Here is a 23484-nt window from a genome sequence, read left to right on the forward strand (position 1 = left end):
TTTAGGGACCTTGTTAAGATTTTGTTTTGATTGTTAATTCTTTAACTTGTCCACACCCTTATTGTACTAGCTTGTTTATTTTTTGTCAAACTTTTTTTTGAATTTTTTTTATTATATTTTTTAATACTAGTTTTAATTTGTATTTAACCCCACATTTTTCAAGCATGATAACATTTTCAACGCCTTTTATTTTTTTTTGACATTTTTCCATTGTCCTCTCATTTATTTTTTTATTTATATTTTAATAATAGTAACTTAATCTTTTTATTTTTCTTCATCTTTTTCGTTATATTAATAACAAAGTATTGATATTATAATTTATTTCCATATTATTATTGGTTAATAGATATCTTTTTATTCAGTCCATAAAAAAAGTAGATTAGTATAAACCTCTCTATACTAATCTACTTTATTACTCAGGTATAGCCCTATGTCCAATTCCAATTACAACTTCGTCTAAATGTAAAAGACCTACGCTTAAAAATATACAAACACTCATATGTTGTCCTTTTCTAGCTATTCCAATTTTCCCACCAACATTTTGCCCACTAGCTCTTTCTCTAACCTGCATTAATGCATCTCTAGTTGCTCCAATAACTCCACCTTCATGTAAATGCTCATCTCTTATAACATTACTTCTTTTAGCTGCTACTAAAGCACGTTCTAATATCTTAGATGTGGATTCATTAATATTTCCACCTATATTAACTGCTGTAGCCAACACTTCTAACTTTTTATATAAAATTTTTAATGTTTCTTCTTCTTCTCTTGTGGATATTGCCATTTGTGTAGCTATTTTAGCAACCTCCATACTTGAACTATAAGTTGTTCCCATATTGTTATTTTTATACCCCTTTAAATTAATTATTTAAATCTATTTTTAAGATAAAGTTGCTTAGTAAATTAAACTAACCAAGAAGATTATATTTTTCTTCAAAAAAGTTAGTCATTCTCTTTAATGCTGTTATAAGTACAGTTTCTTCTGTATCCGGAAGCTCTTGAATAATACTTTTTATCATATCAGTATGGAATTGTGCATGACTATCAAATGCCTTTTCCCCTTTATGAGTTAATCTTATTAATACAACTCTTCTATCTTCTTCTATTCTTCTTCTCTCAACATACTCTTTTTTTATTAATCTATTTATGGCAGTAGTTAATGTTCCCACTGTAATCTCTAAATCTTTTGCTACCTCTGTCATAGTCATCTCTCTATCCTTACCAATAGCTTCTATAATGTGGTTTTCAGTTACAGATAAATCACTAAATTCACCTTGCCTTATGGCAGCTGCTTCAATCTTTAAAATATCATTGAATAATTTTACTAATAACATATTTAAAACGTCCTCAGACTCTTTACGTATCATTTGTTTCACTCTCCCAAAAAAAAATATAAATATATTATTATTATAAAATATATTGACACCTTTTATCTAGTGTTATTTGAAATTATTTATCATTTACACCTATCTATAATTAATTAAGAGGAGATATACGATTTTCTCCTCTTATTTTAAACTCTAAATTAATATTAAACCAATAGATATTACTATAATGATAAATGCAATTATTCCAAAACAAACTGACTTTTTAAATAATTCATATTTTGAATATCTTGTTATCTTTTTTATATTTCCTTCTGGGTAAATAAGCTCTACTTCATCTCCCTCATTTAAATCTGCCATTTCCTCATAGTCGTGATAATCAATTCTTAATTTTTTATTATCCAAATCAATTTCTAATACTGGATTTATATCTACATTATATATTTTATTTCTTTCAGTTCCATAAGTTATATAACTGAAAGATTGTAACTCAATAACTCTTGCCTTTTTCTTTATACCATTATTAATTAAATTCATTTGATTGATAAATAATTTTACAGAAATCATCATGAGTATAGAAGCACCTAGTAACATTATTGCACTAAACATTTCAATTCACCCCACAAAATATATTCTTTTAATTTTTTAATGTAATTTTTATCTTCAATATATTTTATGACACTAAAATATCGATGTTTACCTTTACAAAATATTTTACTATTTCGTACTGCTATTAATTATTAGATGTAATAATTTCATTGTTAATTCAATTTAATTACTTTTTTTAAACTTAAAGCACTTTTTAATTATCAAATGATTATTTTAAAAAAATTTCTCTAAAATTTTAGGATTATTAATAACTTGTTATTCATGAAAAAAGGAATGTAATTAAACATCCCTTTTACTATGATTGATTTATCCACAACACTTTTTGTACTTTTTACCACTTCCACATATACATGGATCATTTCTTCCTATTTTAACTTCATTAACAACTCTATTATTTGCCTTTTGTATTTCATCTTCAGTATATCCCTTTAGAGACCATCTTCTAATACTTTTTGCAAAAAGCTCTAATTCATATATAAAGATATTTCTTTCTTCTTCTGATTGTATTTCATATGCTTGTAAAAATATATCAATAGCCTCTGACATTTCAACTTCATTTTTTATAGCAACTATAAAACCATCCATTTCTTCTTTTAATATATTTTTATCAATAACAAATAATTCACCAAGTACCTTTTCTAATTTAGTTCCTTGCTTATTTTCTTCAACGAAATCAAATTTACCTGCTTTTATTAATGATTTTTTATCAAATTTATAGTAATCATTTTTACATTCTTCTTGAAGCTTTAATATCTTTTCTGTATCTTCTACATCTATGTTACAAAGCATATCTCCATCAATAACATAATCATATCCAAGCTCTTCTCCATTTGCTATTAATGAATTTATATATGCTTCATCAAAGCTTGTTCCAAATATATTGTTTATATTAGATTTAATAAAATCAATTTTACAGATACCATAATAATAAACCATTCCTGAAATAGCCTTTATTACTTCTTCATTTAATCTAGATTTATCTTTTAATTCTTTATTTAACTGAACGCCAATTACACTCTTTAATTCCTCTGGTATAACTACAAATGCTTCATCATTTTTTATCCCAGAAAAAGCTAAACCTCTATTTCTTAAATAATTTATATAAATCATTTCATTGCATTGGTATTTCTTTAATCCGCTCTCTTTAAGTAATTCTTCTATGTATCTTAAAATACTTTCTTCCATTAACTCTAAAGCAACTTTAGTATTTTCTAATATTACATTCATTACCCTTTCAACAGCATCTGCCTTCTTTAATGTTGTAATACCTCTCACTGAATACTTCCTAGCTATTTTAACTAATTCATCTTTAGTCATCTTTTCTAAGAAAGCTTTTAAAGTACAATTTTCATCTATATCTTTCCACATTTTTTCTACATTTTTATTATCAGCCTTCATTATTTCTTCTTGAAGTTTATTTTTATCTTCCATTTAATTTATGTCACCCCATATTATATTCTACAAAAAAATCACTTATTCTATTATATATGTTTTTTCGTCATAGTCAAAATTATTTTTTACCAAAAAATCTAATATCCATATATTAATTTTTATAATTACCTTTTATTTACTTGTTACTTTTTTAAAAAGTGTGATACAATGATTTAAAAATAATTTTGATTTTCAAACTATTTGTTTTTATTATATTTATCAAAGGAGACTAACAATGAAGAAAAAAAAACTTTTTGGAATATTCCTAGGAGTTATTGCAGTTATTATACTAATCTCTCTAGGATTTATAGGAAATTATTTTTATAACTTAGCTTTAAATCCTAATACCCCAAAGGATATCGTATTTGGAACACCTGAAGAAGCAGCAGCAACAAGCGGACAAGTTTTAGATGAAGATATTTCTTGGTTATTAAATGACTCAAATTACACTGATGAATATATAACATCTCAAGATAACTTAAAACTTCACAGTTACCAGGTAAAAAATCAAACTTCATCTAACAAATGGGTAATAACTGTACATGGTTATACAAGTGAAGGAATAAATATGAGTTCATATGCTAAAAAATATTATGATAATGGCTATAATGTACTTATTCCTGACTTAAGATCTCATGGATTAAGTGAAGGTCATTATATAGGAATGGGCTGGGATGATAGATTAGATATTATCTCATGGATAAATTATATATTAAATGAAGATCCTAATGCTGAAATAGTACTTCATGGAATTTCTATGGGAGCTGCAACTGTATTAATGACTTCTGGTGAAGAAATACCTTCTAATGTAAAAGCAATAATTGCAGATTGTGGTTATACATCGGTTTGGGATGAATTTGCTTATCAATTAGATGATCTATTTTCATTACCTGAATTTCCAATACTTAATGTTTCATCTATAGTTGCAAAAATAAGAGCTGGTTATTTCTTAGGAGAAGCTTCATCTATAGAACAAGTAAAAAAATCTAAGACTCCAATTTTATATATCCATGGAGATCAAGATGACTTTGTTCCTTACTACATGATGGAAGAACTTTATAATGCAACAAACTCTGAAAAAGAAATGTTAACAATAAAAGGTGCTGAACATGCTAAAGCTTCTGAAGTAGAACCTGAAACTTATTGGACAACTGTAAATAACTTTATAAATAAATATATAAAATAAAAGTTGATATTTTTTATCAACTTTTATTTTATATTCTACTAGTTTAAAGAAATTATTTTTATTTATTAAAACCTTGTTCTATTCGTGATAGCTTTCCTTCACAAGGATTTCCTATAGCTTCAAAGGACCATTTTCCATTTAGTTTAACTAAATCTGCAAAGTGAAAGACTCTAACCCCTTTTCCACTATCAGTAATATTATATTTACATAAATCAATATTAGTTTCTGAATTAACCAATCTCACATAGGCCCCTCTTACTTGTGAAAAATCCTTCTTAGAAAAGGGATTAAATGAAAATATGTTAACATAAAAAGATATTTTCTCTACATTATCCTTTAATTCAGAAAAATTCACAAAGATTATTTCATCATCCCCATCACCTTTTCCTGTCATGTTATCACCATTTAATCTAACTCCAGTTCCCTTTAAATTACTAAAACTAACATGCTCTATTAACTTATTATTACTATCAAGTAAATAGGCATGAGAATCTAAATCCATTTTAGTATCCCAGCCTAATCCTACTTGTAATAATCTTAAATCTGGATCTTTTTTAGATAAGTCAAGCAATGTTCCTTTTGTTAAATTTAACATAAATATTCTCCTTTAAAAATAGTCTTAACCTTAAGTTTATTTTTATTTTATCATATATTACAATATTATAAATTATTATCCATATAAAATAATTAAACTATTTTATATTACATAATATTTAAAATTTAAAATGAGGACTCAAAAAATTAAATTTTGAATCCTCATTTATTTATGCTTAATATTATTTATTATTCATTAGTAAATAATCCAGCACCCCTTATAATTTCTTGCTCTTCAAATAATCTTGAAACAGCCTCTCTATAATCTTTAGCTTTTTGTGCTTTCTTAATTTTTTTATAATATTTTTTATTATCCGTAAATATATGCGACATATATCCCCAAAGTTCTTTCATTCTATACATTGCATTTTTATCTTCATTTAAAAGAATTGTATAATTTTCAAAAATTTCATCATGAAATTCTTTTAAAACTTCTTTGCTAATAAAATTATTTTCTCTAATTTCACCAATTAATCCTGGATTGGCTAATACTCCTCTACCAAGCATTACTTTGTCTATTTCTGGAAACTCTTTTACTATCTCATTATAATTTTCAGTAGTAAAAATATCTCCATTATAGCATATAGAGTTCTTACTTAAAGATAAGGCTTCTTTGAAGATTTTTAGATTTGGTGTATTCCCATAAAAATCCACCCTAGTTCTAGGATGAATTATTAATTCTTCAAGAGGATACTTATTATAAATTTCAATAAGATTATAGAATTCCTCTGGCATTTCTTTTCCTAATCTAGTTTTTATTGATATTTTCATATCTTTAATTTTATATATTTCATCTAAAAACTTATCTAATTCCTCTGGATATGCAAGAAATCCTGAACCTCTTTTTTTTGAAACAACAGTTCCTGCTGGACATCCTAAATTTAAATTAATTTCATCATATCCTAATTGTTTTAATTTATTTGCAGTTAATATAAATCCCTCTGCATCATTAGTTAATATTTGTGGAACTATATTTAAACCTTCATTATTTTCTGGTAATAGATCTCTTAACTCTTTAGTTTTAAGACTTAAACTTTGATTAGGAACAATAAAGGGCGTAAAGTATTTATCTATATTATGAAAGTATTTTTCATAAGCATTTCTGTATATGTGCCCTGTAATTCCTTCCATTGGTGCTAAATAATATTTCATGTAATTACTCCTCGTTTGTAAATATTCTAAAAAATATTATATCAGCCAAACCCTTTATAATCCACCTTTATCTAAATTGTTCGTTAGAGCTTGAATGCCGTGATGCCGAAAAAATTGATTATATTATCGGAAGGAAGATTATATAATCAATTTTTTCTCTATCACTGGCTTTAAAGCTGAAAGATACAATTTTCTGTGTAATCACCTTAAAATTTAATCTTTCTTGGAGTAAAAACTGCGTTAAGAAGCGGAGGGAATGAAATGACTTTCGAAGCTTTAGCAGTTTTTACGGAAAGAAAGATATAAATTCTTAACGCAAATTACACAATTCCTGGAGGTTATATCATTAATTTTTCGGCTTCACGTGACGAACAATAGAATTCAATTGCTTTTGCCATGAACTCTGCAGTTCCTCTTCCATATTTATCTATATTTTCTTTAAATCTTTCATCTCCTATATACATTAAACCTAAGGAACTTAAAATTTCAGTTGTACAATTATAGAAATTTGAGGTTATATATGCTCTCCATTTTTCAACTAATCTTTGTGCAATATGACTATTTGGATCTTCATTCCTATTATCAGCAAACTCTTTTAATATTTCTACCATTTCTTCATTAATTGCATTCCATGAATTTTTATTATAATTACTTGTCTTTTTCTCATACTCTTTATATGCATCAGTATTGCCCCAACGATTTTTAACTTCCTCTGAGTACTTTCTTTTATTTTCTTCTATTTTACTATTATCAAACTCTTTAAAACTCATATCATTATCTCCTTTTATTGTTTTACTTATTAGGTCAATTAACCCATCAATTCTCTTCCTTTTTTCCATAAGCAATTCTTTATGCTTATTTAATGCTTCATTTTTATTATAGTTAGGATTTGTCATTATTTCTTTTATTTCATTTAACGGGAAATCTAATTCTCTAAAAAATAATATTTGCTGCAAGGTTTCTAAATCTTTATTGGAATATACTCTATATCCAGCTTCAGTAGTATCACTTGGCTTTAAAAGTCCAATTTCATCATAATAATGAAGCGTTCTTACTGTAACCCCACTTAACTTCGCTACTTGACTTATTTTCATTTTTCAATCCATCCTTTTTCTTATAAATTAATTGGTACCTTTAATTTACTTGTTATAACTATGACTTGTTTTCCTTACTACACATCTAACTATAATCTATAACGTAACGTTATAGTCAATATAAAATCTTTCAAAATAATATTTTTATTTTCTTTGATATCTTAAATTAAGAATTTTATAATTTATTAATTACTATCTATTTCATTCTTGCAGAGGTCTCTATAGAACATTATACTTATAATTAGTAACATATTTTGCTATATACTAATAAATACAATTTATTGATGAAAGGATTATATATGAGAAAAAAGGATATATTAGAGCTAAAAAAACGTTTTAAAAAAGACCACTGTACCTTTACAAAAATGTGTGGTTGTTACGTTAATGGCGAAAAAAATATTTTATTAAAATTCAGAGAAACATTTTTAAATTTGGAAGAGGATGATTATTTTAAATACTTAGAAATTGCTAAAAAGGTTTTATCTGGAACTATTGGTAACAACATCTTAGAGCTTAACTTTGAACTTAACGAAGAGCATATAAATGAAAAACAACTTTCTTTTATGAAACTAAAAAATAGTGGATTAAAAGATGACACTTTACTTGATGAATTCTACAATTCAATTATAGAAAATTATGATTATACTGGTAATTTCCTAATACTTATATTCCACGATGCTTACGATGTTATTACTAAGACTAAAGATAATGCAAAATTAGATGAATCTGAAGAAGTATATGAATATATTCTTTGTGCAATATGTCCTGTTGAACTATCTAAAGCTGGACTTAGATACTTTGAGGAAGAAAATTCAATTAAATCACGTACAAGAGATTGGGTTGTTGAGGCACCAAGTAATGGATTTGTATTTCCTGCCTTTATAAATCGTAGTTCAGATGTTAATTCTATTATGTATTATACAAAAAATGCAAAAGATACACATCCTGAGCTAATGGAAAATGCTTTAGGATGTCCAACAAAACAAACTCATACAGAACAAAAAGAAGCATTTAATGATATTATTCGTGGTGCTCTTGGTCCTGATGAAAAGAAATCTGATCATTTCTTTATGGAAATTCAAGAAAGCCTAAACAATAAAATTGAGGAACATAATAGTATTTATGAAGAATCTGATGTACCAATAGTTTTAACTAATGATGTCGTTCAAGAAATATTATCTTTAAGTGGGGTTCCTGAAGAAATTACTACTAAAATAGAAAAATCATATACAGAAAACTTTGGCGATACCCCTCCTGTAGCAGAAATATTAATAGATAACAAAGCACTTGCCGCAAAAGCTCAAAAGAAAAAAGAAGAAATGCTTGAAAGACAAGTAAAAATACTTGAAAGTAAACTTGAAAGAGTATCTCAAGCCTCTTCACCAAATTCAGAAAATGAAAAAACTTCATTAGAATTAGAAAATGAAGCTGCTATAGAAGTAGATTCTTCTAATATTACCTCAGAAGATGTTAGTAATTCTATATCTCAAGATAATTTAGATACTAATAAAGAAGTGTCTGAAAATTCAGGTGAAAATATAGATGATTCTACTAGTACAAATGAAGATTATGATATTGTACTAAAAGTAAAACCTGAAAAGGTACCTCAAATTAAATCTCAAATAATTGATGGTAAAAAATATCTTGTTATTCCTATTGATGAAAATGAACAAACTACTGTAAATGGAATTGATAGCTTAGTTTAATAGTATCTAATAATTAAAATGGTATGTATCAAAAATTATGACATATACCATTTTAATATATTTAATGTTCTATTAAATCTACCTTTTCAACTTCATTTATACACATTATATCTGTTAATATATCGCTAATATCAAGTTCATCATCAAGATTTATTTTAAATCTAAGTCTAACACCTTCACCATTAGACCTCTTTTGCATTTCAATAGATACAATATCTCCTCCAGCATTTCTTATCATGTCTTTTATAGCTTCAACTGTTACTGATATATTCTCACTTATTCTAACCTCTATATGGGCATGTGAATTTCTAGATATAGTAATTAAATTTTTTATTCTAAATATATCATTTAAAAATGCATATGCAACAAGAGTAACAAGTATCGAAGCAAGATATATACCCGCTCCTACGGCTAGACCTATTATGGCTACTAAACATATAGATGCTGCTGTAGTTAAACCTTTTACACTTCTTTTATCTTTTAATATTGTTCCTGCCCCTAAAAAACCTATACCCGAAATATATTGTCCAGCTAATCTGAAGACATCATTATCTCCACCATTAATACGATAATATTCTAAAGATGTTATTTGAATTAACAATCCTACAAGCCCCACCATAACATGAGTTCTTATTCCTACTACCATTCCTTTTTTCTCTCTATTATATCCTATTGCTCCTACAAGAATTACACATACAATTATCTTAAATATAATAACTGTTGATACTTTAAATGTTTCACTATTAATAAACTCACGTATCATAAAATATTCCCCTCCAAAAACCCAATAAAAAAACTATATTTTTATAATTTATTATATGTAATATAAATAGATAAAAAACACCTTATATCCCTAATTTTATTTAATGAACACTTAAATATATTATTTCATAAACTAATATATTTAATAATGGGAAAAGAGAGAAATTATTTATGCAATTTAATAATATCCTAAAAAATATATATCGCAATATTATTTTTTCAAAATCTGTACTATCTCATAAATTTAGAATTCCTTCAAACTATAATAATACCTCCACAGAATTTGTAAATAATAATAATTTATCTAGCACTACTAAATATCTTATTTGGGTAGATACTAATAATTTTCAAGTAAATATTTTTTCTGGATCTAAAAATAAATGGAAATTAGTAAAAAACTATATTTGCTCTATTGGAAAACCCTCTACACCTACGCCATTAGGGACATTTAAAGTTGGCGCTAAAGGATTTTCATTTGGTGAAAACCATGGGTATATTTGTTATTATTATACACAATTTAAAGGGAATTATCTTTTCCATTCAATTATATATAACCTAGATAATACAGTTAGAGATGGTCGCCTTGGATATAAAATTAGTAATGGCTGTGTTAGACTTGCTAAAGTAAATGCTAAATGGATTTATGATAATATTTCATATGGAACTACCGTTTTTATAAATTAAAGAATGAATCATTAAAGTTGAGAATCAATAATAAAACTATATTTAGCTGTATTCTCCATATTTTTAGAATACAGCTCATTTTCATACTAATTAATAATTATATTTTAATACCTTCACTTATTATCATTCTAAATCTTTTGGACATTTGTCCTTAATTTTTTCTCCTACCTCTTTCTTAAAATAATTAATATGTTATAATTACTTTACTTAACTAATAAGGAGACTTGCAATGAACAACTTACCTTATTTTTTTAATACTTTTTCTAATTATATAAAATATGATATATAATAAAGGTTCTATTAAGGTAAAAGATATAAATAAACTTGTTGATATAAATTTCTCCTCTAATAGTAATAATAACTTAGTACATATTTTTAATAATAATTCAGGAGGCAAATAATGATAGATAAGAAATTATTAATAGAAAAAGCATTCGATGCTCAAAAATATTGTTATACACCATACTCAAACTTTAATGTAGGTGCAGCTTTACTTTGTGAAAACGGTGAAATTTATCAAGGATGTAATATAGAAAATGCCGCATATACACCAACAAACTGCGCTGAAAGAACAGCTTTCTTTAAGGCAATTTCTGAAGGTCAAAAGAACTTCACTGCTATTGCAATCGTAGGAAATAAATCTGGAATAAAGCCTGGTGATGGAGATTTTTGCGCTCCTTGCGCTGTATGCAGACAAGTAATGGCTGAGTTTTGTGATTTAAAAACTTTTAAAGTAATAATCGCTAAAAGTACTGAAGAATATTTAGAATATACATTAGATGAACTTTTACCATTAGCATTTACAGGTAAAAATTTAGAGTAAACTATTAAAAGCTATTGATTTTCTAATCAATAGCTTTTAATAGTTTACTAAGCTTCTTTTAATAAATTATGCATTTTTCTAACTAACATTATAATCAACAATCTTAAAGCTAATGCTAAAACTACTATACATCCCCCTATTACTTCTGAATAAAATATCATATTTATAGTATTTACAACTGTAATTATAGAAGCTATTATTATATACATACTTATTTTATTATTGTAGTTTTCATATAAATTATCATTTTTTATCTTTAATATTTCATTATTACTAACTAATAGTTTATATATCATAATTATTTCTACTATATTAAATACGTTCATCCATATAATATTAAAATATATATTATTTATCATTTCTGAACCTATTGAAAAATTTATAACTAATCTTATAAAAGCCATAAATATTAATATAGAAGCACAATTAGCTGATTGTTTTAATGACTCTAATTTATACTCATCTAGCAACTCTTTTATTCCGAAATATATAACCATATAGCTAATAAAATCCGGTAGAAGCTTAATACTCCCCAAATTTATATGAAATATTAAAAATATAAATCCCCAAAATATTTTATTATATCCTGAACTCATTTCTATAACTCCCCTCTTGCCTTTAAATATTTATATATTCCATAGGAATTATAAAACGAATCATAATTTCTAACATTAAAGCTTTCCATATTGTTATACCTATAAGTATATTCATCATTATACTCATTTATAAAGTGTATGTTAGGACTTATGTTATACAGCGTATAATTTTTTAAAATATCATCACTTCCATTATATTTTGATGTTATTGTTATTATTGAATTTTCTTTTATAGTTTGTCCTTTTTCATAATTTATTTCATTAACACCATTAAACTCTGTATAAGTAATATTAAAATCAAATATTTCCGAAGCTTCTTCAAATAAAGATGATTCTATACTTTCTATTTTCACATTTTCTTTTACCCTAAATGTGGTTGATGATGTTCCCTCACTAGAACTAGCATAGCTAATCCCCTCTAATGCTACTGGTCTTTTCCTACCTTTATATAATACTATCTTCCCTAAATCTATATCCATATTTGATCCATCATTAAATTCTACTGTTGCATTAGTTAATATAATTTCTTTTTTGCTATCATCATATTTAAGTTCTGGACATGTTACATATACTGTATGAAGTCCATACCTTCCAAATTCATTTACATTTAGGTTTTTCCCCTCATAAAACCTCATTCCATAATCTTGATTTTGTTCTGTTGCAAAAAAATATGTATCTGGTAATTCCTTAAATGTTATTCCTGTAACATATTTATTATCATCCACATTTGAAATATACTGTAAAATTAAAGAGCCTTCTTCTAATGAATATGTGCCTTCATATTCACTAACAGCTATTTCGTAATAATTTTTTAAAAACACTTGATTGTCTATTCTTAATTTGCTAATTGATATTATAGATATTATTAGCGTTAACACCATAACTATAATTGATATTCTTAGTATTTTATTATGATTATCCATCGCTCCACCTAATTATTCCTTTTTATATATTATATACCATACAATTATTTTAATAAACAAAAAAGTTATTAGTAATTATCTTTAATTTACTACTAATAAGTATTTATTTTATGAACGATAATATTGTTCTATAAATACCTTATTGTTTCTAGGTATATTTTCCAGTAATTCATTATAACTAAAGAAAGATATTTTTCTAATTTAGGGCATAATATATAGGTCATTTCATTAATATTTATATCTTTAAGGTGGATTTATATGAAGAATAACAATAATAAAATACAAAAGTTACCTCCATTTGAAAAGCCTTTATTTATAATGATAATAACCTTTGTTGGTGGGTATATGAATGGATACACTTATATTACAAGAAACAATATATTAGCTAATATGCATACTGCTAATATGTCTAAATTAGGAATTAATATTGCGCTTGGAGAATGGTTAGAGGCACTACACTACTTCATTCCAATTATAACCTGTATATTAGGTGCTGCTTTTAGTAAATTAATTGAAACTATACTTATAAATTTTAATTTTAAAGGAGATTGGCGAAAGTTTGCTCTTGTTTTAGAAGGAATTGCATTATTTTTAATAGGATTAATTCCTAGTTCTTTTCCTGATATTATTGTTACTAATTTAGTTTCTTTTTTAATGGGATATCAATTATGTTTATTTAGAAATTGTCTTGGTATTCCTTTTAATACAACTATATGTACTGGAAATATTAGAACTGTTGGATTATTCTTATTTGGTGCATTGGATAAGGAAAGTAATGACTCCTTAAAAAAACTAATTACTTTTACAATACTTACTTTTTCTTTTGCAGTTGGTACTATTCCCGGAACTTTAATATCTCTTACTTTAAGTATTAAATCTGTGTGGGTTTGTAGTTTTATATTATTTCTACAAGCTTTTTGGATATATATTTATGAAAAGAAACTTTAAACAAACTCATCTTTTTTAAATATTATATAGTATAAAATCTAATGATAGGAGATGAGATACATGTCAAGAAATTGTTGTAATAATGAATCATTTTGCTGTAATAATAACTGCTGTAACCCTTGTAATGGTTATGGCAATGGTTCATCGAACTTTGGTAGCTATTGGTTTTATATGATAGCAATATTTTTATTATTTGGTGGTAGTGGCTTTGGCCCAGGTAGCTTTTGGAGTGACTATAGCAAAATCTTTCGTTGTAGCGGATTTAATAATGCTTGGTGTGATAATATTGGATTTAATAAATTTAACAACGGCATCTTTAGTAATGGTAACTTTGGTAACAGCAACTTTGTTGGTAATAATCTTTCTAATGCCAATCTTTCCAATACTGGCCTCGCTGGCCTTCTTGGAGGTCTTTCTAATAATAGTAACTTTGATATTGGTAATCTTACTGATTCTTATAATTAAGCCACTCCCAAAAAAGCTATTAGGATTAATTTACCTAATAGCTTTTTATAATCTAATAAATGTAGTTTATCTTATGGCTAAAACTATATATCAAAAGTTAATTGAATTTCATTATTTTTTTCTTCAAAGGTTCTCATATATTTAAAAACCTCTTCTATTCCACAAATAATATTATTCTTGGTACAAGTTTCTTTAATAATTTTCATCAATTTTTCATGATTTTCACTTAATACTTCATAACTATTTCCATACTTCTTTATATATTTTTCTTTTAGTCCTTTAAAATGCTTATCTAAGTTTTTATAATAATACTCTCTATTTCCATCCCTTAATGTTAATCCAATACCGAATACTATAATTCCTTTAACTTTAGCTTCTATACAATAATTTAATATTCCTCTTATATTATCTTCTGTGTCATTTATATAAGGTAAAATAGGAGATAACCAAACTACTGTAGGAATACCATTATCCCTCATTATCTTTAGCACTTCAAAACGTTCTTTAGTAGTGGAAACATTAGGCTCAATTATTTTGCATAACTCTTCATCATAAGTTGTTAGTGTCATTTGTACAACACACTTTGCTTTTTTATTTATACTTTTTAACAAATCTAAATCTCTTAATATTCTATTTGACTTAGTTTGTATTGCTAATCCAAATCCATGTTTTTCAATTATCTCTAAACACTTTCTTGTATTTTGAAGTTTCTCTTCTAATTGAATGTATGGATCACTCATTGCCCCTGTTCCAATAATACACTTTTTTCTTTTTTTCTTAAGTGTATCCTCTAATAACTGAGGTGCATTACTCTTAACTTCTATATTTTCAAAGATATGATTCATTCCATAACAAAGACTTCGTGCATCACAATATATACATCCATGAGTACATCCTCTATAAATATTCATTCCATTATTATTAGATAATATACCATTTGCTATAACCTCATGCATATACCTGCAACTCCCTTCTATAATCCTTTCACCTGCTTTCTACATTCGTGGTTCACATTTCTCCTCTCGTGTTCTTATATTATCTTACCGATATATAAATATTAATTTTAGCATTATCATAATCTGCATTTAAATACTCTTCAAAATCAGCTTTATAACTTCTATCTAAATCCATTTGCCAAATCTCATTCCAGGCCTCTGCAACTGCTTTTTGCATATGCCCTTCTATAAAAAATTTAGCATATTTTCCAGCTGGAATCTTTTTTACTATAAGCTCTTCATTTTCTATGCTAGATACTTCATTGCCTACTGTAACACAATATTTATTGTCTTCATAATCAGAATAAAGTCCTATAGCATATTCATTTGCTTTATTTTTTATTATTTCATTAATTCCACCTTGATATAACTTTTCCCAAAGGCTCCCAATGACTTCCCCCATCTTAGGATCATCATTACTTGTAATAGCACTAACACCTACTACTATTTTTTCTTCTAAATTTACAATTTCATAATTCATGTTAATAACCTCCAAACATTTGATAAGGTTATTATACTTAGCTTAATATGACAACAACATGTCATATTAAGAATAATTTAAAAGCATTTTTTTAATTTTATCTTTTACTTCTTTTCTTATTTCCTCTGGTTCTAAAACTTCACACTCTTCTCCAAATGAATATATATAACTAAAAATCCATTCACCTTTTGGATACTTAATTTCTGCAATAAAACTTCCATCATGTAATTGTTGAAAGTTCTCAAATTCATCATATACCCTATATGCCATTTTAGAAGAAAGCCTCATCTTTAAAGTTATAAATTTACCTTCATAAATATTATCTTCTCTAATTATAGTTTCATGCGATTTAATATTGAAAGTTTCTTTAGAAATGCATAAATCTTTTATTCTTCTTAATTTAAAGAATCTATAATCATCTCTTATTTTACAATATCCATACATATACCAGCTTTGACCTTTAAAATATAATTTTAATGGATATACTTCCCTGTTAATATTTTCACCCTTACCACTCATATAATCAAAGCTAACTATTCGTTTACTTAATATTGCAGCTTTAAGGCTATTAAAAATTTCTTTTTCCCTTTCTGCATTACCCCAATTTGAAAAATCAACTTCTATCCAATCTGTATCATTTTCACCTAATATATTACTTAGCTTTTTAAGTACTTTTTCTATATCTGAATCATCAAAACTTACAGCATTAACTGCCTTTATTGATGATAATATTTCTGACTTTTCCTCTTCAGTTAATACAGCTTTATTTAATACAAACTCTGGTAATATGGAGATGCCTCCACCTTTCCCTTTAGACATATATACTGGAATTCCAGCTGTAGAAAGTGTTTCAATATCCCTGTAAATAGTCCTTTGTGATACCTCAAATCTTTCTGCTAAATTCTTTGCTGTTACAACTTTATTTTCTAAGAGAATATATATAATTTCAAATAATCTATTTACTTGCATACGCTTTTCCTATTATCCCTTATTTTTCATTTATAGTTTTATACTTCTTTATCTCAAACTTTTGAACAAAAGCTATTAGGAATATCTTTACCCTATCCTAATAGCTTTTATAAATTACATTATTTTGTTACACATTTGATTCCATTCTCTTGTAGAAATTTTGATAATTTTTCTTTATTATCTCTTATTATCCATCTTTTAAAAGCTGCAAAAGGAGAATTTGATTTTAATTCTCTAATTATTAACATCTCTGCATCTTCTTTATCTGCTCCATCAGTTTCATTATATTCATTTATGGCATTAATAAACTTTTGCAATTCTCTTCTAAGCTCTTTTCTTATATTCAAAGCCTCTAATTTCTTCATTGGGGTTGTTCCATCATAAACTTTTTTAAGTAAATCTACAGTTTCCTTTACCTCATCTAAACTATTTAATGCTTCTATTTCAATTTTTTCATCCCATGCAAAGCTTCCTTTCTTTCTAAATGAAATTAATTCATCAACTTCTACCTTAGTACAATCTAATATGTTTTCGTATTTATCTGATTTAATATTATTGCAATGTGCACAAGATAAAAATAAATTTTCCCATTGAAACTTCAAATCTATACTTGAATCTCTATGTGGTTTATGATGCTCTATATTATATGATGTAACCTTTTTATTTTCACAAATATAACATTTATTATTAAATACATACTTTAATGCATCCAAAACTTCTGCTTTATTATATTCTCCAGACTTCTTGCTTTTTTCTTTTTCTAAAATCTCTTTAGCTTTCTGTATTTTTTCTGATTTTATATTCCTCTCAACTTTTATCACTTCATTGTCTTCCTTTTTCTCTCAATCTCATCAAACTCTACCTTTAACTCTTTAGCTAAATCATTTGCTGAATTTTTAATCTCTATTCTCAATTCAGCCCTTAAAGCTTTATCTTCATCATTTAAGTCTGTTTTAAAAGCTAATTCTTTATATTTATTAATCTTTTCTTTTAATTCATTAGAATAATTGTCTACCTCAAAATATCCTTCTACTATTCCTTCATAAGAATAATCTGATAATCCTTCTAATCTAATATTTTTTTCTAAGTCATATATTATAGTATTATTAATTGAATTTAATACAAAAGGTGAGTGAGTTGTTACTATAAACTGTATATTAGGAAAAAATTGAGTAAGAAATGGCAATATACTTTTTTGTAATTCTATATGAAGATGTGTTTCTAATTCATCAATTAAAACTATACCTTCTGTATCAAAAATATATCCACTACTTAATCCCGCTCTATTTTTATCAATTCTTAATATTAAATCAGAAACTATATTTAATATAGATGAATATCCATCAGATAGTTCATTAAAACTATATGGCTCTCGATTATCTTGTATTATTTTAAAATCATAATTTCTATAATCAAACTTTAATTTTATACTATTATCATCTAATATAGTTCTCATTGCTCCTTCAAAATTTTTAAACCAAATATCTATATTATTAACAGTCTCCATATCCTCTTCATTTCTTGCAAATGATTGCTGTGTTTTTAAATCTACTAGATATTTCAAAAAAATTCCACTTGGATTTTCGTCAAAGTTATAAACATCTTTTAAAGTAATTTTTTCTACTCCTTTTGGAATTTCAACTTCTGTTGCTCTATTAGCTCCATAATAAGCTAGAATAAATTTCCCTTCTTTATATAATGGATTTAATAATTTACCATCACAATTATACTTAATATTTAATCCATAAATACCACAACTATTTATATTATTAATATTATTTTCTATATCATTTTTAAGCCTTAGCCTAATATTTTCATTAATTTCATTATTTAATTTTTCTTTTGCCTCTAACACATTTTTTTTCCATACTTCAATTACCTCTATATAATTTCCCATCTGTATACTTCTTAAATTGCTTTTTATTGCTTTTAAAGTAGTAGTTTTACCCGAACCATTTTTCCCTGTTAATAATAAATGCTTTGGTTTATTTTCATCTAACTTTATTTTTATATTATTTAAATGTTTTATTTTCTCTATTTCTATTTGAGTAATAAAATGATTATTCAAAATTATATCTCCTTATTTTTATTATCAATTTATGTTGTTTAATTATATACTTTCTCACACTATTTATTATAATATCTTTACACTAAAAATTTCTATTATTATCTTGCATTTACCTATATTATATCCTAGAAATTATTATCCTCAAACAAAAAAGACTAAACATAAAATATAGTATTTGCCTAATCAGTACCCTTATCCTCAGCTACTGATTCCAACAACTAACCCTAAAAGTAACTTTCACAGCCAAACTACTGCCCATACTGCTAACACTTAAAATAGCAGTATTAGATTTATTATCACCTAATACTGCTATATATTTAAATTCATTTTCATGTTCCTTAAAGAAAACATAATATTCACGTACATTCTCTAATTCAGTCCATCTCTTTATATCAACTGGATTTTCATCTAAATCGTATATTTTAGCCCCTCTTATAGAAAGCATAAATGGAGAATGAGTTTCTATTATAAATTTACAATTTAAATACCTTGAAAAATTTTTTCTCTTTTATTATCTATTCCTTCATTAATATTTCGAACATTTAACATATAATCAAATACATCATCACTTGTTATAATTATACTTTTTTTAGGAATTTCATATTCAATATTAATCTCACACATATTAACATAATCATTGTAAAAGTTAGACTTATTGTATATTGAATCTCTATTTACATTTGTTTTTTCAGCTATTATATTTAATGCTGTTGATTTTCCAGAGCCATTTCCTCCATATAAAATGGTAATTGTATTAAAATCTATTCTTTCAAATTGATTTTTAGAGAGAATCTTAAATGGATAAAATGAATCATAACAAGTTCTCTTTTCATCTAATATAAAAAAATAAACTTTTTAAAGAAAAAACTACTAGGATTTTATTTGATTTATCCTAATAGCTTTCATAAATTACATTTATATACTCTCTATCTTACACCTATGCTCTTTAAGCTTGGAATCATAACATATAGCAACAGCTAAAACTTCATTATTTTCCTTCTTAAACTTTTGAACATATTCTTTTTCCCTAATTTGCTTTAATGCTACATCAACATTTTCATCTTTTTTTAACTCAACAATAAATGCTTTATCTGCTTTTCTTCTTGGATGAAAAGTAAAGTCAGCATATCCTTTCCCCGTCTTTTCTTCTCTTTCAACTCTATAAGTATCTCTTGCACTTAAATATGCTAATGTTAAAACGCATGATAAACTATTTTCATCATTATATTGAAGGATTGGTATTTCTGAATTGTGAATTTCATGTAGTATTCTTTCTACTGTTTTACTATCCTTATTAACTGTAGCTTTTAACATCTTCCTTGAATTATCTATAATTTCAGAAACATATCCAAAAGATTCATCTCTTAAAGCCTTTTCAAATTCTTTCATTAACTCTTTATTTGGAATTTTTAAATATCCATCATGATAAGATAAAAATCCTAATACTATCATTGCTGAATAAATCTCTTCTTTAGTTCTTGGTTCTCTTTGGCCAGCTCTAAACTCTTCGTCAATAAATATATCTATCTCTTCACCTGATACCATTTCTATAACATCATCTCTAATTTCTAAAATGTTATATTTTAAATACTTTGCTACCTCATCCATAGCTCCTGTATTTGTCCAGTAACTTTCACAATATCCATTTTGAAGTGCTTTTACTACAGACCTTGGATTATATATTTTATTTCCCTTACTTGTTAAATAACCATTATACCAGTTTTCTAACTCTTTAAATTCAATTTCATTAGTTCTTTTGCATAAATTTAAAACTTCATTATTTGTAAATCCAAAAAATTCATCATAAATTCTATCCTTTAAGAAAGTATATTCATCAAACATATTTAAGGCTGAGCCACTTGAATACTTTTTAATAGGTAGTACCCCTGTCATATATGCTAATGCAACATAAGGCTGATCCTTTAAAAGTTGTCTTATAAATTCTAAAAAGTCATTTTGATTTTCTTCAAAAAGGTTATTGCTAAAAATATAATCCCATTCATCAAATATAAAAACAAACTTATCTCTAGTTGCATTTAACATATGACTAATAGTATAGTAATCTTTTATTTCTAAGTCTGGATACATACCTTTTATATCATCTATTAGAGCATTTTGTATTATACTCATATATTCATCATAAGTTTTATTTTTATCTGGTATTGTATTAAAGCTTATATTTATTACATTATATTTATTTAAATTTTCTTCATAACTTTTAGCTTCTCTTATTTTAAGATTATCAAATATATCTTTTGAGTCTACAGCCTTTGAATAATATGCTCCTAACATATCCGCAACTGATGACTTTCCAAATCTTCTAGGTCTTGTAACACATATATATTTATCGGAAGTCTCTATTACTTCATTTATTTTTTCTATTATTAAAGACTTATCAACAAAGTATTTGCTCCTATATAAGTTTTTATAGTTTGTTAATGGTTTATATGAATTTAAATATATACCCACACTATCTTCTCCTATTGTAATTAATATAGTTTAATTATAACCTAATTATTGAGTTAATAAAACAACTCATTAATTTCTTAAATTTTCAAATCATTAACGCCACTATTTCCCTTCCCGTGCTTCTATTGCAACATCTTGTCTATACTTATCATTCAAATCTAAAATTATATGGTATATCCCCATACATCTTTGAATGTCCTCTGGAATTATATGAGTACTTTTTATTAGATACATATAATCATTACCAAACGGTTTCTCACATATTTCAATTATCTCATACTTTTCGTAAGTTTTTTTCTCTAACTGATTAATTATATAATCATAAGCTTCTCTAATTGTCTTATCTCTACTTATTGATACTGTAAATCCAAACTTAAAACTTGGATTTAAATATCCTAGTAGCTGTCCATATGCCTCCTTAAACTTTTCTAAAACTTTATTTTCTCCTATTGCAATATTACTGAACTCCTCATCATTTTGATATAAATAAAAATCATTTTCTCCAAGTTTTTTCTTTGAATGGCCTATTTCCGCCTCTCTCTCTATTTCAATATTAAATGAATTTTTAAATAATCTTTTTAACCTTCCAAATATCTCATTACTTAACTCTATTTCACTCTTATCCCTGTGCTCTATAACTTGAGAACTAATCATATCACAACAAAAATATATTTCCTTTATTATTTTTTCCTCAAGTTCCTTTTCTCGTTTTACTATCTCAGTTGCTGCTTCAACTACTCTTTTTTTCTCTAAATATAGTTCTTTCATATCAACTGGCATTAAATCCAAATACTCATCTAAATTAATATTTAATATCTCTTGAAATATTAATGGATTCTCCAAATACCCTTTAATATAGTCTCCAAGAGAACTTGTAATAAAATCATGATCTTCAAAGCAAAATATTAAATAATTTTCAATATTGTTTAACTGTTCTAATACAATATTACCTTCATCTTCAAACTGATATTCTTCATTTTCAATAATTTCTTCTAATAATTTATCATCTAATTTTATTGGAATATTATCTTCTTGATCTTTTGTAATGTCTATCCACCATTTAATAATATAATAAAGAGTTGCTTCATATTTAGGTTTTATGTAATCTCTAATTGTATGTGAATAAATTATTTCATATAACTCCTCAATTAGTTCTTCTATATGATCATTTTGTACTATGAATGCACGAGGAAATGCATCTAATAGTTTTTCTTTAATACTCCATCCATCATTCTCATTTAAATAGTCTCTATAGACTTCTATCATTACCTTTAAGTTTTTATTTACATACTCATTAACCTTTGCATCAATTTTAGACTCATATGGTGAGACTAAATTTATCTTTATCATTCCTAATTAATACCTCCCTATTCCCCCTATACATTCATTTATAAAATATTTACTCTTGAAAATTATCGAAATACAAAGTTATACTAATTCTATATATTAATTTCCATAATATTTTAATCTGTCTAATTATATTATACTATATTTTAAAAACTACTTCTTAATTGTATACTAAAATTATACAATATTTTTGTATATTATTTATATTTCACCATAAACTTACACTATATTTAATATATACTGTAATATCTAAATTTAATACACTCATTTCAATATTTCTTAACATAAAAGAAGAAGTAGCACCCTTTATAGATACTCCTTCCCTCTTCCTTACTTACATAATCTACAAAATAACCATTTATAGTTCAGTTTATTTAATAAACTTCTCTTAACTAATTTGATTGTTATCTTAGAAATTATCATATGTAATAACTTCTTCTACTATCTTGGCTCTTTACTATTTAACAACTTACTGAAATTATCTAGTATCTTTTTAATGAAATCATAATATATTTCATAATTTATATTATAAACTACTGTAAAGTATTAATTTTATTTATGATACGCTTCTCCGTATCAGTGGTAAGTAAGGTTTTTTATATTATAAATTATTAAGGTCTATATCATCTACTAATTTCTTCATATGAAGAGCAATATTAAATCTCCAAGCTTTTTGTTTGTTAAATTTAATATATTCACTCCAACACTTCTTAGCATAAAATAAATATCCACCAGCTAAGCTGGTGGTTTTTCATGAGCCCTATAAGGGCAAATTACTAGCTTGCGTCTTAAGACGCATAAATTGGTCCAGCAGCCGCATTTTATTTTACTTGCTACCCTTAAAAGGGTCGTTATAC

The 23484-nt window shown here is 25.8% G+C and carries 24 protein-coding genes and 1 pseudogene; 6 read left to right on the forward strand and 19 right to left on the reverse strand.

Features of this window, described 5'->3' with window-relative positions; genetic code table 11:
• Positions 1 to 85: 85 nt before the first annotated feature.
• The 5 genes from Q0Y03_RS01780 to Q0Y03_RS01800 form a co-directional block, all read right to left on the reverse strand.
• Positions 86 to 211 (reverse strand): hypothetical protein, encoded by a 126-nt coding sequence (locus Q0Y03_RS01780; RefSeq protein WP_297712145.1) that lies wholly within the window; start codon positions 209 to 211, stop codon positions 86 to 88.
• A gap of 201 nt (positions 212 to 412) precedes the next feature.
• Positions 413 to 835 carry a HutP family protein gene (locus Q0Y03_RS01785; protein ID WP_297712146.1) on the reverse strand — a complete coding sequence of 141 codons (423 nt, stop codon included), beginning with the start codon at positions 833 to 835 and terminating at the stop codon, positions 413 to 415.
• A 73-nt stretch (positions 836 to 908) separates the two neighbouring features.
• Positions 909 to 1367 carry a MarR family winged helix-turn-helix transcriptional regulator gene (locus Q0Y03_RS01790; protein WP_297712147.1) on the reverse strand — a complete coding sequence of 153 codons (459 nt, stop codon included), beginning with the start codon at positions 1365 to 1367 and terminating at the stop codon, positions 909 to 911.
• 153 nt (positions 1368 to 1520) lie between these two features.
• On the reverse strand, positions 1521 to 1934 hold the full coding sequence (locus Q0Y03_RS01795; protein WP_297712148.1) for a hypothetical protein: 414 nt from the start codon (positions 1932 to 1934) through the stop codon (positions 1521 to 1523).
• 306 nt (positions 1935 to 2240) lie between these two features.
• Positions 2241 to 3365, reverse strand: coding sequence for an SEC-C metal-binding domain-containing protein (locus tag Q0Y03_RS01800; RefSeq protein ID WP_297712149.1), 1125 nt, complete (start codon positions 3363 to 3365; stop codon positions 2241 to 2243).
• Between the two features lie 235 nt (positions 3366 to 3600).
• On the opposite strand from Q0Y03_RS01800, the gene Q0Y03_RS01805 reads away from it, so the two are divergent.
• Positions 3601 to 4551 (forward strand): alpha/beta hydrolase, encoded by a 951-nt coding sequence (locus Q0Y03_RS01805; protein WP_297712150.1) that lies wholly within the window; start codon positions 3601 to 3603, stop codon positions 4549 to 4551.
• A gap of 58 nt (positions 4552 to 4609) precedes the next feature.
• Here Q0Y03_RS01805 and Q0Y03_RS01810 read toward each other — a convergent pair whose 3' ends face one another.
• The 3 genes from Q0Y03_RS01810 to Q0Y03_RS01820 all read right to left on the reverse strand — a co-directional run bounded on the left by Q0Y03_RS01810 (position 4610) and on the right by Q0Y03_RS01820 (position 7391).
• A complete protein-coding gene (locus Q0Y03_RS01810) occupies positions 4610 to 5146 on the reverse strand; it encodes a TerD family protein (RefSeq protein WP_297712151.1) in 537 nt (178 codons plus the stop codon).
• A 188-nt stretch (positions 5147 to 5334) separates the two neighbouring features.
• Complete coding sequence (locus Q0Y03_RS01815) at positions 5335 to 6297, reverse strand: tRNA-dihydrouridine synthase family protein (protein ID WP_297712152.1); 963 nt, start codon at positions 6295 to 6297, stop codon at positions 5335 to 5337.
• A 338-nt stretch (positions 6298 to 6635) separates the two neighbouring features.
• Entirely contained in the window at positions 6636 to 7391 is a 756-nt protein-coding gene (locus tag Q0Y03_RS01820; RefSeq protein ID WP_297712153.1) for a MerR family transcriptional regulator, read from the reverse strand.
• 299 nt (positions 7392 to 7690) lie between these two features.
• On the opposite strand from Q0Y03_RS01820, the gene Q0Y03_RS01825 reads away from it, so the two are divergent.
• Entirely contained in the window at positions 7691 to 9097 is a 1407-nt protein-coding gene (locus Q0Y03_RS01825) for a DUF4317 domain-containing protein (RefSeq protein ID WP_297712154.1), read from the forward strand.
• A gap of 61 nt (positions 9098 to 9158) precedes the next feature.
• Here the strand turns inward: Q0Y03_RS01825 and Q0Y03_RS01830 are convergent, their stop codons facing one another.
• On the reverse strand, positions 9159 to 9860 hold the full coding sequence (locus Q0Y03_RS01830; protein ID WP_297712155.1) for an MgtC/SapB family protein: 702 nt from the start codon (positions 9858 to 9860) through the stop codon (positions 9159 to 9161).
• A 170-nt stretch (positions 9861 to 10030) separates the two neighbouring features.
• Here Q0Y03_RS01830 and Q0Y03_RS01835 point away from each other — a divergent pair, with 170 nt between their 5' ends.
• Both Q0Y03_RS01835 and Q0Y03_RS01840 read left to right on the forward strand, forming a co-directional pair.
• On the forward strand, positions 10031 to 10543 hold the full coding sequence (locus Q0Y03_RS01835) for a L,D-transpeptidase (protein ID WP_297712156.1): 513 nt from the start codon (positions 10031 to 10033) through the stop codon (positions 10541 to 10543).
• A gap of 400 nt (positions 10544 to 10943) precedes the next feature.
• Positions 10944 to 11366 (forward strand): cytidine deaminase, encoded by a 423-nt coding sequence (locus Q0Y03_RS01840; RefSeq protein ID WP_291675014.1) that lies wholly within the window; start codon positions 10944 to 10946, stop codon positions 11364 to 11366.
• Between the two features lie 47 nt (positions 11367 to 11413).
• On the opposite strand, the gene Q0Y03_RS01845 is transcribed toward Q0Y03_RS01840, so the two are convergent.
• A complete protein-coding gene (locus Q0Y03_RS01845; RefSeq protein WP_297712157.1) occupies positions 11414 to 11962 on the reverse strand; it encodes a hypothetical protein in 549 nt (182 codons plus the stop codon).
• 2 nt (positions 11963 to 11964) lie between these two features.
• A complete protein-coding gene (locus Q0Y03_RS01850) occupies positions 11965 to 12885 on the reverse strand; it encodes a hypothetical protein (protein WP_297712158.1) in 921 nt (306 codons plus the stop codon).
• A gap of 258 nt (positions 12886 to 13143) precedes the next feature.
• Between Q0Y03_RS01850 and Q0Y03_RS01855 the strand changes: the two genes are divergently transcribed.
• Positions 13144 to 13833, forward strand: coding sequence for a YoaK family protein (locus Q0Y03_RS01855; RefSeq protein WP_297712159.1), 690 nt, complete (start codon positions 13144 to 13146; stop codon positions 13831 to 13833).
• A gap of 60 nt (positions 13834 to 13893) precedes the next feature.
• A complete protein-coding gene (locus Q0Y03_RS01860) occupies positions 13894 to 14298 on the forward strand; it encodes a hypothetical protein (protein ID WP_297712160.1) in 405 nt (134 codons plus the stop codon).
• 83 nt (positions 14299 to 14381) lie between these two features.
• Here Q0Y03_RS01860 and Q0Y03_RS01865 read toward each other — a convergent pair whose 3' ends face one another.
• The 8 genes and pseudogenes from Q0Y03_RS01865 to Q0Y03_RS01900 form a co-directional block, all read right to left on the reverse strand.
• The gene (locus Q0Y03_RS01865) at positions 14382 to 15254 is read right to left on the reverse strand and encodes a radical SAM protein (protein WP_297712161.1); all 873 of its coding nucleotides are present in this window, start codon (positions 15252 to 15254) and stop codon (positions 14382 to 14384) included.
• Between the two features lie 79 nt (positions 15255 to 15333).
• Positions 15334 to 15774 (reverse strand): GyrI-like domain-containing protein, encoded by a 441-nt coding sequence (locus tag Q0Y03_RS01870; RefSeq protein ID WP_297712162.1) that lies wholly within the window; start codon positions 15772 to 15774, stop codon positions 15334 to 15336.
• Positions 15775 to 15840: 66 nt separating this feature from the next.
• Entirely contained in the window at positions 15841 to 16743 is a 903-nt protein-coding gene (locus tag Q0Y03_RS01875; RefSeq protein WP_297712163.1) for a YafY family protein, read from the reverse strand.
• Between the two features lie 119 nt (positions 16744 to 16862).
• The gene (locus Q0Y03_RS01880; protein ID WP_297712164.1) at positions 16863 to 17564 is read right to left on the reverse strand and encodes a hypothetical protein; all 702 of its coding nucleotides are present in this window, start codon (positions 17562 to 17564) and stop codon (positions 16863 to 16865) included.
• Positions 17561 to 18811 carry an AAA family ATPase gene (locus tag Q0Y03_RS01885; RefSeq protein ID WP_297712165.1) on the reverse strand — a complete coding sequence of 417 codons (1251 nt, stop codon included), beginning with the start codon at positions 18809 to 18811 and terminating at the stop codon, positions 17561 to 17563. Before Q0Y03_RS01885 ends, Q0Y03_RS01880 begins: the two co-directional genes overlap by 4 nt.
• 319 nt (positions 18812 to 19130) lie before the next feature.
• Positions 19131 to 19651 (reverse strand): annotated as a pseudogene (locus Q0Y03_RS01890) (ATP-binding cassette domain-containing protein); the annotation flags it as partial.
• Positions 19652 to 19726: 75 nt separating this feature from the next.
• Complete coding sequence (locus tag Q0Y03_RS01895; protein ID WP_297712166.1) at positions 19727 to 21280, reverse strand: AAA family ATPase; 1554 nt, start codon at positions 21278 to 21280, stop codon at positions 19727 to 19729.
• Positions 21281 to 21382: 102 nt separating this feature from the next.
• Positions 21383 to 22630: a hypothetical protein gene (locus Q0Y03_RS01900; protein ID WP_297712167.1), complete on the reverse strand. Its 1248-nt coding sequence runs from the start codon at positions 22628 to 22630 to the stop codon at positions 21383 to 21385.
• Positions 22631 to 23484 lie beyond the last annotated feature (854 nt).

This window comes from Clostridium sp., from assembly GCF_026168755.1.
GTDB lineage: Bacteria > Bacillota > Clostridia > Clostridiales > Clostridiaceae > Clostridium.

Coding starts and splice junctions, on each gene's coding strand:
- Q0Y03_RS01780 (WP_297712145.1), bottom strand. CDS start 211: ATGGAAAAATGTCAAAAAAAAATAAAAGGCGTTGAAAATGTTATCATG.
- Q0Y03_RS01785 (WP_297712146.1), bottom strand. CDS start 835: ATGGGAACAACTTATAGTTCAAGTATGGAGGTTGCTAAAATAGCTACA.
- Q0Y03_RS01790 (WP_297712147.1), bottom strand. CDS start 1,367: ATGATACGTAAAGAGTCTGAGGACGTTTTAAATATGTTATTAGTAAAA.
- Q0Y03_RS01795 (WP_297712148.1), bottom strand. CDS start 1,934: ATGTTTAGTGCAATAATGTTACTAGGTGCTTCTATACTCATGATGATT.
- Q0Y03_RS01800 (WP_297712149.1), bottom strand. CDS start 3,365: ATGGAAGATAAAAATAAACTTCAAGAAGAAATAATGAAGGCTGATAAT.
- Q0Y03_RS01805 (WP_297712150.1), top strand. CDS start 3,601: ATGAAGAAAAAAAAACTTTTTGGAATATTCCTAGGAGTTATTGCAGTT.
- Q0Y03_RS01810 (WP_297712151.1), bottom strand. CDS start 5,146: ATGTTAAATTTAACAAAAGGAACATTGCTTGACTTATCTAAAAAAGAT.
- Q0Y03_RS01815 (WP_297712152.1), bottom strand. CDS start 6,297: ATGAAATATTATTTAGCACCAATGGAAGGAATTACAGGGCACATATAC.
- Q0Y03_RS01820 (WP_297712153.1), bottom strand. CDS start 7,391: ATGAAAATAAGTCAAGTAGCGAAGTTAAGTGGGGTTACAGTAAGAACG.
- Q0Y03_RS01825 (WP_297712154.1), top strand. CDS start 7,691: ATGAGAAAAAAGGATATATTAGAGCTAAAAAAACGTTTTAAAAAAGAC.
- Q0Y03_RS01830 (WP_297712155.1), bottom strand. CDS start 9,860: ATGATACGTGAGTTTATTAATAGTGAAACATTTAAAGTATCAACAGTT.
- Q0Y03_RS01835 (WP_297712156.1), top strand. CDS start 10,031: ATGCAATTTAATAATATCCTAAAAAATATATATCGCAATATTATTTTT.
- Q0Y03_RS01840 (WP_291675014.1), top strand. CDS start 10,944: ATGATAGATAAGAAATTATTAATAGAAAAAGCATTCGATGCTCAAAAA.
- Q0Y03_RS01845 (WP_297712157.1), bottom strand. CDS start 11,962: ATGAGTTCAGGATATAATAAAATATTTTGGGGATTTATATTTTTAATA.
- Q0Y03_RS01850 (WP_297712158.1), bottom strand. CDS start 12,885: ATGGATAATCATAATAAAATACTAAGAATATCAATTATAGTTATGGTG.
- Q0Y03_RS01855 (WP_297712159.1), top strand. CDS start 13,144: ATGAAGAATAACAATAATAAAATACAAAAGTTACCTCCATTTGAAAAG.
- Q0Y03_RS01860 (WP_297712160.1), top strand. CDS start 13,894: ATGTCAAGAAATTGTTGTAATAATGAATCATTTTGCTGTAATAATAAC.
- Q0Y03_RS01865 (WP_297712161.1), bottom strand. CDS start 15,254: ATGCATGAGGTTATAGCAAATGGTATATTATCTAATAATAATGGAATG.
- Q0Y03_RS01870 (WP_297712162.1), bottom strand. CDS start 15,774: ATGAATTATGAAATTGTAAATTTAGAAGAAAAAATAGTAGTAGGTGTT.
- Q0Y03_RS01875 (WP_297712163.1), bottom strand. CDS start 16,743: ATGCAAGTAAATAGATTATTTGAAATTATATATATTCTCTTAGAAAAT.
- Q0Y03_RS01900 (WP_297712167.1), bottom strand. CDS start 22,630: ATGATAAAGATAAATTTAGTCTCACCATATGAGTCTAAAATTGATGCA.